Genomic DNA, 12057 nt, shown 5'->3' on the forward strand with positions numbered 1-12057 from the left:
AGATGGGTTCGGCAAACGCTTACCCAAGAACCCCATCTAATGCCCGCCGATCAGCTTGCGTTGGCTCTCCGACGGGTTCCAGAGTTGAGCAGTCACGCGAATGGCGGCTCCGGCGAACGCGTGATAGACCGGTAGTGGCCGACTCCAGCCCTCGCGATTTTGGCGCAAAGTTGGCGCGCGACCATCGTTGGTCGCGTCGCTGGCATGTTGCCGGCGACGTTCTCTCAGGAGATGTGATGGATGCCTCCCTCCCTACGGGGAATGAGACAGGAGCATGGAGATGAACGTGCAGCCGTTCGGGAGTGGCCTGGCCGCTGCGGTGGCGAGGTGGGTCCCCGAATGGATACGGCATCGATGTGCCCAAAGCGTGATAGACCACGGTCTTCACAAACACCATCGGAGACCCGACATGAATCGTAAGACTGGGATGAACGCAGGGCAAATCCTCGGCATGAGCTGCGGCCTGCAGGTTGTGGGGCTGGACATCGCCAAGCTGGTGTTCCAGATGCACACCGTGGACATGGCCACGGGCGAGATCGTCAACGTGCAGATCAAGCGCGCCAAGGTACTGGAGCACTTTGCCAACCGGGCACCGTGCCTAGTTGGCATCGAAGCCTGCGGCGGAGCGCACCACTGGGCGCGCGAGCTGAGCGCGCTGGGGCATACGGTGCGGCTGCTGCACGCCCAGGCGGTGCGGCCGTTCGTGTCGGGCAACAAGACCGATGCGGCCGACGCGCGGGCGATCTGGCTGGCGGTGCAGCAGCCGGGCACCAAGTGCGTCGGGGTCAAGACCCTGGAGCAGCAAGCCACGCTGACCCTGCACCGCCAGCGCGAGTTGCTCATGAAGATGCGCATCATGCAGACCAACGCGCTACGGGGCCTGCTCTACGAGTTCGGAGCCACCTTCGCCAAGGGAACCAAGGCCCTGTTGGGCGAGGTCGAGGCGGCGCTGGACGCGCTATCGGCCAAGCTGCCGCAGATGGTCGCCGACAGTCTGCGCGAGCAAGTGCAACGCATCAAGGCGTTGGGCGAGGACATTGCCGCCATCGACAAGCGTCTGGCGCTGCAGTTGCGCCAGGACGCCGACATGCGGCGCGTCGCCGAGATTCCGGGCGTGGGCGTGCTCATCGCCACGGCGGCGATTGCCACCATGGGCGACCCGCGCGCCTTCGCTTCAGCGCGCGAGTTCTGCGCCTGGCTGGGGCTGGTGCCCAAGCAATGGGGCACGGGCGGCAAGGTGCGGCTGCAAGGCATCTCCAAGCGCGGAGACAGTTACCTACGAACGCTGCTGATTCATGGCGCGCGATCCGTCCTTCACCACGCCAAGGAGGAGCCGGGGCAGTGGCTGGAGCAGATCCAGGCCCGGCGCCCGGCCAACGTGGTCATCGTGGCGCAGGCGGCCAAGATGGCGCGAACGATCTGGGCGGTCACCGCCCGGCAGCAAGAGTACCAACGGGGCTATCGCAGCGTGCGGCCGCAAGCGGCCTGAGGCGACGACAGCCGATTCAATCACCCAACTTCACGAAAGGATATGGAACACCTTTGTAGGCGATGAGGCAGCAAGACGCAGCGTGATGTGAACCGGTCGGACCGGGGCAAGCCAAACCTGTATGGCTGGTCGGACTTCAACAGTCCGCCGTAGGAGATGAGGCGCTTGTCCGCGAATGACATCGGGGCCCGCGGCAACCTTGGGCAACCAGGCAAACCGCAATCAAGGCCGGATATAAGGCAGCAGCCGACTTCTTCACAACACAACGCAAACGGCTCTTGATCGCCGGGAGGCATCCATATAAGATCGCCATGAACACCCCCGAATCGGATCGGCAGAACACAACCGCCCCATGGAACAAGGGCAAAGTCGTAGGACAGAAGGCCCCGCTGAAACTGAAGGACATCTGGGCCATCCGGGTCCGTCTGCAAATGGAGAACCGCACGCGCGAGCTGGCCTTGTTCAATCTGGGCTTGGACAGCAAGCTTCGCGGCTGTGATCTCGTCGCCCTACGCGTCCGCGATGTCTGCCATGGTGATGCCGTGGCCAGTCGGGCGATCGTGATCCAGCACAAGACTGGCAACCCTGTGCAGTTCGAGATCACCGCGGCGACGCGCGAAGCCGTCGCAGCCTGGATCAAAATGGCTGGGCTGCGGAGTGACGACTACCTCTTCCCAAGCCGCATGCGCGCATCCCCGCATCTCGGTACTCGGCAATACGCCCGCATCGTTCACGGCTGGGTCGAGGAAATTGGCCTTGATGGTCACGCCTATGGCACGCACTCGATGCGGCGGACCAAGCCGACGCTGATCTATCGCAAGACCAAGAATCTTCGCGCTGTTCAATTGCTGCTGGGACACACCAAGCTGGAAAGCACGGTCCGCTACCTGGGGATCGAGGTAGAAGATGCGCTCGACATCGCCGAGCAGATGGAGATTTGACGGCAGCGCCACCCGGCTCCGGTGAAGGCCAGAGTCGGCCACAACCAGCCCATCGCTTGCTCCCCAAAGCCGTCCTTCGAGTGACCGTTCAACTCTGGAACCCGCCGGACGGCCTACGGGCGCTGGCCGGCCTGACCGGTCGGTCGCGCGAACAACCATCGATTGCCAAATGGCCGCAATGCGGAGATCGGCTCAATTCTCAATCCAGTTATGCCCCGCCGCGTCCAAGTCACTTCGTACGTGATCGATGGAGCACGAATTCCCTGGATCATCACACCGCCACTGCTCCAAAGCGACGAGGCTTGCGGGCAGTCTTGAACATGCGTCTGTGTGGTGTCTGTTCGGCACAGATGACCGCTCGGGTTATCCCCCATCCTTATCATTCGTTGATTCGTTAGACTATCCGCATGAACTCGCGAGAACTCAAGAATCACCTCTACGAACAAGTGGCCCGCATCGGCCGGGCCGCGTCCAGCCCCAAGCGGCTAGAGCTGCTCGAAATCCTCGCACAGGGCGAGAAAGCCGTGGAGATGCTGGCGCGGGAAGCTGCCATTGACATCAAACTGGCCAGCGCCCACCTGCGCGTGCTCAAAGCCGCGCATCTCGTCGCCGTGCGGCAAGAGGGCAAGAGTCGGATCTACCGCTTGAGCGGTGTGGATGTCTCAGCGCTGTGGGTAGCCCTGCGCAGCGTGGCTGAAGCCCATGTGGTCGACCTCCAGATGGTCATGCAGCGGTTGTTCGCAGGACCTGAGCGCCTCACCCTGGAAAGCAGCCAGACCTTGCTCGACAAAGTGCGCTCTGGAAACGCGGTGCTGATCGACGTGCGCCCCGAGGCTGAATACCACACCGCGCATCTGCCCGAGGCGCGCTCGCTGCCGCTGTCAGAACTGGAATCGCGGCTGTGCGAACTGCCGCACGACAAGGACATCGTCGCCTACTGCCGCGGCCCGTTCTGCGTTATGGCAGACGCCGCGGTGACACTGCTGGTTCAGCGCGGATTCCGTGCCAGCAAGATCGCCGATGGCGTGCCCGAATGGCAGGCTACCGGTCTGCCGCTGCATTCGCTCGACGTCTGATTTCACGACAACCGACATGCTAGAAAAGCCGCAATGCAAACAATCCTGTTCATCCTCAACGATCCGCCCTATGGCGACGAACGCAGCTACAACGCCCTGCGCCTGGCAGTGACCCTTGCCATGCAGCCGGAGCGGCAGGTGCGCCTGTTTCTGATGGCCGACGGGGTGGCCTGCGCCAAGAGCGGGCAGAAGGTGCCTGCGGGTTACTACAACATCGAGACCATGCTGGGCAAAGTTGTGCAGCGCGGCGAGGTGGCGTTGTGCGGTACCTGCATGGACGCGCGCGGCCTGCGTGACGCGGAGGTGATCGAAGGCTGTCGACGTTCCACCATGGTGGAACTGGCGCAATGGACGGCCCAGGCCGACAAGATTCTTGTGTTCTAACAACTGACAACGAGGAGTTCCCCATGTTCTTCAAACAACTGGCGACGCGCGACGCGAGCCTGTCGTATTTTTTCGGCTGCGGTGGGTTGGGCAAGGCCGTTGCGGTCGATGTGGTCGAAGGCGATGAGACGTGGTTCATCCATGAGGCGGCCAAGGCGCAAGTCACCCTCACCCATGTGATCGACACCCATGTACACGCTGACCATGTATCTGGCGGGCGCAAGCTGGCCGAACTGACGGGCTCGGCGTATTGCCTGCACGAGAACGCGCGTGACTCCGTGCAGTTCGACTTCGAGTCCCTGCATGACGAGCAGGTCATCGCCGCTGGCAATGTGCTGGTGCGCGTGCTGCACACGCCCGGCCACACCCTGGACAGCACCTGTCTGCTGGTGAGCGACAAGCGCCGCAGCGAAGCGCCCTGGTTCGCCCTCACCGGCGACACCCTGTTCGTCGGCGCGGTGGGTCGGCCTGACCTTGCTGGACGCGAGCGCGAGATGGCGGCCATGTTGCATGACAGCCTGCACACCAAGCTGCTGACTCTGCCCGCCGAGCTGGAGATCTTCCCAGGACATCAGGCGGGAAGCGCCTGCGGCGCGGGGCTGTCAGGCAAGCCCTCGTCGACCATCGGGTTTGAGACACGCTGGAACCCGGCGCTCGGCCTGCCGCGCGCGGAATTCGTCGAGCTGCTGCTCGGGCAGATTCCGCCGCGCCCGGCGGAGATGGATCGCATCGTGGCCATCAACACCGGACAGGTCGCGGCCTCGCACGAAGTCTGACCATGACGCCGACACCGCACTGCACACCGCTGCACGCTGATCACGGCACAGCCGTCCAAGCCGAGACGGTTCCCGTGCCGCATCTGCAAGGCATCCGCATCAACCTGCAGCAGTTCATCTGGCAGGCGGTGCAGGTCAGTTTTGTGGGCCTGATGATCGGCATGGAGCGCAATGTGCTGCCGGTGGTGGCGCAGCAGGACTTTGGCGTACCCAAATCGTCTTTCCTCTACCTGATGAGCTTTGTCATCTCCTTCGGGCTGGTCAAGGGCATGCTCAATTTCGTCGCCGGCCGGCTGTCCGAGCGCATCGGGCGCAAGCCGGTGCTGGTGATGGGGTGGCTGGCGGCCATCCCCATCCCGCTGCTGATCTATTTCGCGCCCAACTGGTGGTGGGTGGTGGCGGCCAATGTGTTTCTCGGCATCAACCAGGGATTTGCCTGGAGCATGACCGTGACCAGCAAGGTGGACATCACTCGGCCTGAGCAGCGGGGTCTGGCCACCGGGATCAACGAGTTCGCGGGCTACGCCGCTGTCGGCACCGCGGGCATCGTGACGGGATATCTGGCGCAGCGCGTCGGCGCGCGCCCGGCCCTGCTCGGCTTTGCCCTGCTGGTGATTGCCCTCGGTTTGATCACGGCGCTGGTGTTCGTGCGCGAAACCCTGCCTTGGGCGCGCGCCGAGAGCAGGCGGCACGCCGACGGCAAGCATCAGGGTTTGAAGCCAAGGTTTGCCGAAGGCCTGTCCTCCCATCCCACCTCGATGCAGGTCTTCGCCTTCGTCTCCTTCCGCCACGGCACGTTCTCCGCGCTGTGTCAGGCCGGGGTGGCGAACAAGGTCGCTGACACCCTGCTGTGGGTGCTGTTTCCGCTTTACCTGCACGGCCATGGCCTGAGCGTGGTAGACATCGGCTGGGTCACCGGGGTGTACGGGCTGGTGTGGGGCGCCTCGCAACTGTGGACCGGGCCGCTGTCCGACCGCATCGGCCGCAAGCCCACCATCGTCGCTGGGCTGTGGCTGTTGGCGACAGGCGTGGGCGCGGTCACGCTGGTGGCGGGCATGGTCGCGTGGATCATCGCCGCCGTCGTCATGGGCGTGGGCATGGCGCTGCTCTACCCCAACTTGATTGCCGCGGTGGCCGACATCGCGCACCCGAACTGGCGCAGTTCCGCGCTGGGCACCTACCGCTACTGGCGCGACACCGGCTACGCCCTGGGCGCACTGGCGCTGGGCAGCATCGCCCAAGTCGCCGGGCTGATCGCGCCGGCGTTCTGGTTCACCGCCGCGCTGCTGCTGGGCTCGGGACTGTGGGTGCTGCTGCGGGTGCAGGAAACCCATCCACGCGTGCATGCGGTTTGACTGCATGCCCACACCAGATCCGGTGCGGGCTGAACATCAAAACAGTGTTGAGAGGAGACAGGCCATGACGGCGATTTCTGAATTACTCATCGGCGCCTTTGCCGCCGCTGCGGTGCTAGGCGCTTCGGCCCAGTCCACGCGCTTTTGCCCGCAAGGCGGGCTGCGTGAAACCCTGCTGGAAAATAAGCCGATGCGGCTGGCAGCTTACGGTGTGGCGGTCGGTGTGGCGCTGATGGCGGTGGCGCTGTTGCAACTCGTGCTCGGCCAGACCCTCATGCCCAGCCGCCCGGCGTATACCGGGCCGGTGCTGCAGTGGGGCCGCTATGTGCTCGGCGGCTTGCTGTTCGGCTTCGGCATGGTGCTGGCGCGTGGCTGCCCGCTGCGCACGCTGGTGCGCGTGGGCCAGGGCAGTCTGCAGGCCGTGGTCGTGCTGGTGGTGATGGGGTTTGCCGCGTATGCCATGAGCCGCACCTCACTCTACGGCGTGTGGTTCGCGCCATGGATCGATGGTTGGTCGCTCGACCTGCGCCGCTACGGTATCGCGCATCAGGACCTGGCCACGGTGCTCAGCTTTGCCGGCAACGGCGCGCATGTCGCGTTGGGGCTGGCGCTCGGCACCTTGGTGCTGGCGCTGTGCTGGCGCGCGCTGCCGCTGCGCAAGCACTGGGAACTGTGGTTGGGTGCTGCGCTGATCGGCTTGGTGGTGGTCACGGGCTATGCCCTCACTGCTGGGTCCATCGGCCAGCGGGCGCTGGCCGATGCCGAATTCATGAGTCAGCCGCCGGACGGCCTGGGCGTGCAGTCGTACACCTTCGCCGGGCCGCTATCGGATGCGGCGTATTTCCTGCTGCACCCGTCGAATCAGTCCACCACCTTCGGCGTCATGGCCGTGGCAGGCGTCCTGCTCGGCGCTTTGCTGGCGGCGCTGCTGCGGCGCGACTTCCGCCTGCAGGGCCTGGCCGGCTGGCGCGAGGGCGCACGGCAGGTGTTCGGTGCCATGCTCACCGGTGGTGGCGCCGTGCTTGGGCTGGGCTGCACTGTTGGGCATGGACTCAGTGGTATCTCGGTGCTCTCAGTCGGCTCGATGATGGGACTGGCCTCGATTTTTAGCGGGGCTTGGTTGGCTATACGCATCGAAGTGGGCCCGTCGGCGCGCCGTTCTGTCCTGGGCGCAGCGTTGACGCCGGTGTCGAGACTTTGATTCTCAAAATCTTGACGCCATCAACTGTGGCGACATCAACCATCGTGGCGGTTTTCCGGCTCGGGACTGTCGCATGGTGATCAACAAGCCCGTGACCTAGGCCCTCGGTAAAACTCCGAACGCAAGTCATGCCGGCGATTCTTCCAGAGCAACCTTGATGAAACCCTTCGAGATCACCCATCCCATTGATTCAACTTTCGCTTTGCAAAAGCAGGCTCGCTGGTGGCAACGCTTGTTGACCATGCCGATGGCGCTGGCTGCCGCCTTGTTGTTTGGCGCGCTGCCCACCGCGCAGGCCCAGGACAGCAAATTTCTGCCGCCCGACGAGGCCTTCCACTTCGTGGCCGCCGTGCAAGGCCCCAAAGCCCTGTTGCTGACGTTCGACATCGCCAAGGGCTACTACCTTTATCAAGAGCGCTTTCACTTCGAGCCGCAAACTCCAGGGGTTACGCTGGGCAAGCCCGGTTTTCCGCCGGCGCACAAGAAGTTTGATGTCAACCTTGGCCACGAGGTCGAGCATTACCGCACCCAGGTCATCATCCCCCTGCCGGTGACGGCTGCCCCGGCCAGCTTCAAGCTGCAAGTCACCTACCAGGGCTGCTCCGACCAGGGCCTGTGCTATCCACCGATCGACAAAATCGTCGACGTCAGCCTGCAGGGTTTCGGCGGCAAGGGCAGCGCGACGATGGAAGCCGACGCCGGCGATTCGGCCAGCGCTTCAGGTGGATCCTCAGGTAACACCTCAGGTAACACCTCAAGCAGCGCAGGCGCCGCCTCTGGCGGCTTGCTCAGCGGCCTGTTGGGAGCAGGTTCAACAGCACCTGCGGCCGGCAACGCCTCCGGCGCAGCGACTGCGGCGCCATCCCCCGCATCCCAAGCCGCCCACGCGTCGGTGCCTGCGAGCAGCGCGGTTGATGCGTCCGCCACCGCAGCGCCCGCAGTGGGCGCCAGCACCAGTCCAGGTGGCGCGGCAAGCGCCACAGCAACGGGCGGCGAGTCCTCGCGCATCGGTGCCGCGCTGGCTTCTGGCAGCCTGCTGTCCATCATCCCCATGTTCCTGCTGTTCGGTCTGCTGCTGGCGTTCACGCCCTGCGTGCTGCCGATGATTCCCATTCTGTCGAGCATCATCGTCGGCCAGGGCGACAAGGTGTCGCGCGGCCGCGGACTGGCGCTGGCCGTGGTGTATTCGCTGGGCATGGCGCTGGTCTACACCGCCTTCGGTGTGGCCGCCGGTCTGCTCGGACAAGGGCTTGCTGCATCACTGCAAAACCCCTGGGTGCTGTCGGTGTTCGCGCTGCTGTTGGTGGTGCTGTCGCTGTCCATGTTCGGCTTTTATGAACTGCAATTGCCCAACAGTCTGCAAAGCAAGCTGTCCAACACCTCCGGAAAAATGCAGGGTGGGCATTTCATCGGCGTGTTCATCATGGGCGGACTGTCGGCCCTCATCGTTGGCCCCTGCGTCGCCGCGCCGCTGGCCGGCGCGCTGCTCTACATCAGCCAGACCGGCAACGCCTTCATCGGCGGCGTCGCCCTGTTCGCGCTGGCGGCCGGCATGAGCGTGCCCCTGCTCATCGTCGGCTTCGGCGCCGGCACCCTCCTGCCCAAGGCCGGTGGCTGGATGGACGGAGTGAAGTATTTCTTCGGCGTGCTGCTCATCGCTACCGCGCTGTACATGATCACCCCCGTATTGCCCGACTGGCTGCTGATGCTGGCCTGGGCCGCGCTGCTGCTGGTGAGCGCCACCTTCCTGCGCGTGTTCGACCGCTTGCCTGATGCCGCATCCGGCTGGATGCGACTGTTCAAGGGTTTGGGCGTGGTGTTGGCGCTGACAGGAGCCGTGCTCGTCATCGGCCTGGCTGCCGGCAACCGCAACGTCCTGCAGCCACTGGCCGGCGTGGGCGGCAGCGCAGCGGGCGGGGCCGCCGTGGCCAGCGTACCTCCCGCGCAGTTCCAGCGCGTCAAGACCGTGACCGAGCTCGACCAAGTGGTGGCCAGCAGCAGCAAGCCGGTGATGCTGGACTTCTACGCCGACTGGTGCGTGTCGTGCAAGGAGATGGAGCACTTCACCTTCACCGACCCCGCCGTGGCACAACAGATGGCCGGCATGACGCTGATTCAGGCCGATGTCACCAGCAACAACGCCGACGACAAGGCCCTGCTCAAGCGCTTCCAGCTGTTTGGTCCGCCCGGCATCATCTTTTTCAAGGACGGCAAGGAAGTCGGCCGCGTGGTCGGCTTCGAGGACGCCAAGACCTTCCTGGCGTCGATGCAGCGCGCGGGGGTGTGATGCAACGAACACTGGACATTCGACCGTCGAGGTCGCAAGCGGCGCATTCAGCGACTGAACCGCATGCCACCCGGGTGAAACGGTCGGCCTGCTGCTCGCATGGTCTTTGACATGCGCTGATGGGGCGCTAGAATATAAATATTCATTCATATAAACAGTGATTCATTTCTCGCCATGGCACTTTCTAGCTCCGAGCAAACCCAAATGGTGGCCGCGTTCAAGGTGCTGGGCGAACCGACCCGTCTGCGCATCCTGTGCGGATTGGGTTCGCAATGCCGCCCGGTCACCGACATCATCCAGGCCACCGGCGTGGGCCAGACCCATGTCTCCTTTCATCTGCGCATGCTGCGACAAGCTGGCTTGGTGCGCGCTGAGCGCCGCGGCGCGTTCATCTATTACTGCCTTGCCGACCCGAGTCTGCCAGGCATCCTGCAGGAGCTCGCGAACTGGCTGAGTGCTCGCCAGATTCCACCGCGCAACGGCACGTCTGAGCCTCGCCGATCTGGGGCAGTGACGGCAACAACGACTTTGGAGGTGAGATCATGATGTGGTTCAACGGCCCCTGGGGCGGATTTCCCTGGATGTGGATTTTTCCGCTGATTTTTCTGATTATTTTGGTGATCTTCCTGTACCGCAGCACCGGTGGACCGATGTGCGGTGGCTCTGACATGCACCGACGCGGATCAAGCGGCCAGCCAAGCGCGCGGGACATCCTTGATCAGCGCTATGCGCGCGGAGAAATCAGTGCAGATGACTACCAGCGCATGAAAAAGGATCTCGAAACATGATGCAGGAACGCTTGTTTCCCGCCACCGCGATGCCCGATCAGGATTGGTGGCAGGCCTTGTGGCCCGATCCGGTCGGCGTGATCAAGGCGTTGCGCGTCGAGCGAGGAATGACCGTGGTCGATTTGGGCTGCGGAGATGGCTATTTCACCGCGGCCATTGCCAGGCAGGTCGGGCCTGGGCGCGTCATCGGCTTTGACCTCGATCCGGCCATGCTGGAGCAGGCGCAAGCCGCTTGCGAGGGGCTGGCGAATTGCGATTGGCTGCTTGGCGACGCGATGGATCTGAGCCGGTTGATCCCCGCACCGGTGGACTATGTCCTCATCGCCAACACCTTCCACGGCGTGCCGAACCCGACGGCACTGTCTCGGGAAGTTGCCGCCGCGCTGAAACCTGGCGGGCGTTTCGCCATCGTCAATTGGCACCCCATCACGCGCGAGCAAACACCTGTGTTGGGTCAACCGCGGGGACCGCGCACGGATTTGCGCATGTCTTGCGCGCAGACGCAAGCCGTGGTCGAGCCAGCGGGCTTTGCCCTGGAAGCGCAGGTCGAATTACCTCCCTTCCACTACGGCGCTATTTTCATCCGTCCCCACTGAGACCCAACAGGAGCGAGCCATGTCCAACGCACAGGATGTCATCGAACACTACAACCGCTTTCATTCCGCGGTCTACGGGCCGGAAGGCGCTCTCGACCGAAAGACACGCCACCTGATCTGCCTGGGCGCTGCGCTCGGCGCGAGTTGCGAGCCCTGCACGAAATACGCCCTCGGTGTCCTGCGAGAACTCCAGACAAGCGACGCCGAGATCGATGAGGCCATCGAAGTCGCGATGACCGTGGGGGCCAGCAGCGCCAGGCTCTTGGCCAAGAAGGTTCGGGCTGAGAACGCGTAGCACCAGACGAATCCAGCGAAATCAATCACCAGGAGATTCAACATGGAACCCAAAGATCAAGACATGAAAGCAAGCGGCGAATCGCAACCCGAACAAGGTGGCGCTGCCAATCCGATGATGATGGGCATGGGCATGATGAAAAAGATGATGGCCAAAATGGGCTCGGGTGGCGAAAACCCGATGGCCATGATGCAGGAAATGATGGGGCAGATGGAAGGGAAGCAGGGGAGCAGCGAGGCCGCCAACCCCATGCAGAACATGATGGGCATGTGCATGAGCATGCAGGCCGACATGCTCAATGCGATGCACAAGGCGACGACGATGGCAGCGTTCGCGACGCCGGAACTGCATGCGCTGTTTGCCACCTGGATGGAGAATCTGGAGAGTGAGGCGCTTGCGGCGCTGACTCAACAGGGCGAAGTCGATACTGCTGCGCTGGCTTCACAACTCAAGATCAGCGAGGCCAGCGCAATCCATCTTGTGGCGCAGTTAGCCACGCAGGGCAAGGTCCATCTGCGGGCCCAGACATCGGCAGCTCCGGCGAACTGACGTTGGTCGCTCAGCACGACAGCTTCGGCAAATTTTTTCCTCAACGTACTCAACCTAGGAGATTTCAATGACAGTCAATCGCATGGTCAGCATCATGGCCGGGTTCATGGTGTTGCTCAGTCTGGTGCTGGCCCAGATCATGGGGCAGATCGACCTGTTTCACCCCACCTGGCTGTGGCTCACGGCCTTCGTTGGCCTGAATCTGTTTCAAATGGGGTTCACGGGGTTTTGTCCGGCAGCTCTGGTGTTCAAGGCGCTGGGCTTCAAAGAGTCGACGGCTGCCTGTGGCACGAACAAGCTAGGAGACCGTCGGACTTGAG

14 protein-coding genes are annotated in these 12057 nt (G+C 63.5%); all 14 read left to right on the forward strand.

Going from position 1 to position 12057, the window contains the following annotated elements; all coding sequences use genetic code 11:
* Positions 1-451: 451 nt before the first annotated feature.
* Complete coding sequence (locus B3H47_RS14450) at positions 452-1489, forward strand: IS110 family transposase (protein ID WP_286987754.1); 1038 nt, start codon at positions 452-454, stop codon at positions 1487-1489.
* 311 nt (positions 1490-1800) lie between these two features.
* Positions 1801-2430 carry a tyrosine-type recombinase/integrase gene (locus tag B3H47_RS14455; RefSeq protein ID WP_286987739.1) on the forward strand — a complete coding sequence of 210 codons (630 nt, stop codon included), beginning with the start codon at positions 1801-1803 and terminating at the stop codon, positions 2428-2430.
* A gap of 407 nt (positions 2431-2837) precedes the next feature.
* Entirely contained in the window at positions 2838-3506 is a 669-nt protein-coding gene (locus B3H47_RS14460) for an ArsR/SmtB family transcription factor (protein WP_286987740.1), read from the forward strand.
* Between the two features lie 33 nt (positions 3507-3539).
* Positions 3540-3890, forward strand: coding sequence for a DsrE/DsrF/TusD sulfur relay family protein (locus B3H47_RS14465; protein WP_286987741.1), 351 nt, complete (start codon positions 3540-3542; stop codon positions 3888-3890).
* A gap of 23 nt (positions 3891-3913) precedes the next feature.
* Entirely contained in the window at positions 3914-4666 is a 753-nt protein-coding gene (locus B3H47_RS14470; RefSeq protein WP_286987742.1) for an MBL fold metallo-hydrolase, read from the forward strand.
* Positions 4667-4668: 2 nt separating this feature from the next.
* On the forward strand, positions 4669-6021 hold the full coding sequence (locus B3H47_RS14475) for an MFS transporter (RefSeq protein ID WP_286987743.1): 1353 nt from the start codon (positions 4669-4671) through the stop codon (positions 6019-6021).
* A gap of 64 nt (positions 6022-6085) precedes the next feature.
* Positions 6086-7222 carry a YeeE/YedE family protein gene (locus B3H47_RS14480; RefSeq protein WP_286987744.1) on the forward strand — a complete coding sequence of 379 codons (1137 nt, stop codon included), beginning with the start codon at positions 6086-6088 and terminating at the stop codon, positions 7220-7222.
* Positions 7223-7379: 157 nt separating this feature from the next.
* On the forward strand, positions 7380-9509 hold the full coding sequence (dsbD, locus tag B3H47_RS14485) for a protein-disulfide reductase DsbD (protein ID WP_286987745.1): 2130 nt from the start codon (positions 7380-7382) through the stop codon (positions 9507-9509).
* A 174-nt stretch (positions 9510-9683) separates the two neighbouring features.
* A complete protein-coding gene (locus B3H47_RS14490) occupies positions 9684-10055 on the forward strand; it encodes an ArsR/SmtB family transcription factor (RefSeq protein WP_286987746.1) in 372 nt (123 codons plus the stop codon).
* Positions 10052-10297: an SHOCT domain-containing protein gene (locus B3H47_RS14495; RefSeq protein WP_286987748.1), complete on the forward strand. Its 246-nt coding sequence runs from the start codon at positions 10052-10054 to the stop codon at positions 10295-10297. Before B3H47_RS14490 ends, B3H47_RS14495 begins: the two co-directional genes overlap by 4 nt.
* The gene (locus tag B3H47_RS14500; RefSeq protein ID WP_286987749.1) at positions 10294-10893 is read left to right on the forward strand and encodes a class I SAM-dependent methyltransferase; all 600 of its coding nucleotides are present in this window, start codon (positions 10294-10296) and stop codon (positions 10891-10893) included. Before B3H47_RS14495 ends, B3H47_RS14500 begins: the two co-directional genes overlap by 4 nt.
* A 19-nt stretch (positions 10894-10912) precedes the next feature.
* A complete protein-coding gene (locus B3H47_RS14505) occupies positions 10913-11188 on the forward strand; it encodes a carboxymuconolactone decarboxylase family protein (RefSeq protein ID WP_286987750.1) in 276 nt (91 codons plus the stop codon).
* A 42-nt stretch (positions 11189-11230) separates the two neighbouring features.
* Complete coding sequence (locus tag B3H47_RS14510; protein ID WP_286987751.1) at positions 11231-11737, forward strand: hypothetical protein; 507 nt, start codon at positions 11231-11233, stop codon at positions 11735-11737.
* A gap of 67 nt (positions 11738-11804) precedes the next feature.
* The gene (locus tag B3H47_RS14515; RefSeq protein ID WP_286987753.1) at positions 11805-12056 is read left to right on the forward strand and encodes a YgaP family membrane protein; all 252 of its coding nucleotides are present in this window, start codon (positions 11805-11807) and stop codon (positions 12054-12056) included.
* Position 12057: the final 1 nt, after the last annotated feature.

This window comes from Thiomonas sp. UBA7699, from assembly GCF_002482605.1.
Classification (GTDB): Bacteria; Pseudomonadota; Gammaproteobacteria; order Burkholderiales; family Burkholderiaceae_C; genus Thiomonas; species Thiomonas arsenitoxydans.

Bases quoted from the DNA above. Each gene is read 5' to 3' on its own strand.
- B3H47_RS14460 (WP_286987740.1), top strand. From the start codon at position 2,838: ATGAACTCGCGAGAACTCAAGAATCACCTCTACGAACAAGTGGCCCGC.
- B3H47_RS14515 (WP_286987753.1), top strand. From the start codon at position 11,805: ATGACAGTCAATCGCATGGTCAGCATCATGGCCGGGTTCATGGTGTTG.
- B3H47_RS14495 (WP_286987748.1), top strand. From the start codon at position 10,052: ATGATGTGGTTCAACGGCCCCTGGGGCGGATTTCCCTGGATGTGGATT.
- B3H47_RS14480 (WP_286987744.1), top strand. From the start codon at position 6,086: ATGACGGCGATTTCTGAATTACTCATCGGCGCCTTTGCCGCCGCTGCG.
- B3H47_RS14505 (WP_286987750.1), top strand. From the start codon at position 10,913: ATGTCCAACGCACAGGATGTCATCGAACACTACAACCGCTTTCATTCC.
- B3H47_RS14510 (WP_286987751.1), top strand. From the start codon at position 11,231: ATGGAACCCAAAGATCAAGACATGAAAGCAAGCGGCGAATCGCAACCC.
- B3H47_RS14450 (WP_286987754.1), top strand. From the start codon at position 452: ATGAGCTGCGGCCTGCAGGTTGTGGGGCTGGACATCGCCAAGCTGGTG.
- B3H47_RS14465 (WP_286987741.1), top strand. From the start codon at position 3,540: ATGCAAACAATCCTGTTCATCCTCAACGATCCGCCCTATGGCGACGAA.
- B3H47_RS14470 (WP_286987742.1), top strand. From the start codon at position 3,914: ATGTTCTTCAAACAACTGGCGACGCGCGACGCGAGCCTGTCGTATTTT.
- dsbD (WP_286987745.1), top strand. From the start codon at position 7,380: ATGAAACCCTTCGAGATCACCCATCCCATTGATTCAACTTTCGCTTTG.
- B3H47_RS14475 (WP_286987743.1), top strand. From the start codon at position 4,669: ATGACGCCGACACCGCACTGCACACCGCTGCACGCTGATCACGGCACA.
- B3H47_RS14490 (WP_286987746.1), top strand. From the start codon at position 9,684: ATGGCACTTTCTAGCTCCGAGCAAACCCAAATGGTGGCCGCGTTCAAG.
- B3H47_RS14455 (WP_286987739.1), top strand. From the start codon at position 1,801: ATGAACACCCCCGAATCGGATCGGCAGAACACAACCGCCCCATGGAAC.
- B3H47_RS14500 (WP_286987749.1), top strand. From the start codon at position 10,294: ATGATGCAGGAACGCTTGTTTCCCGCCACCGCGATGCCCGATCAGGAT.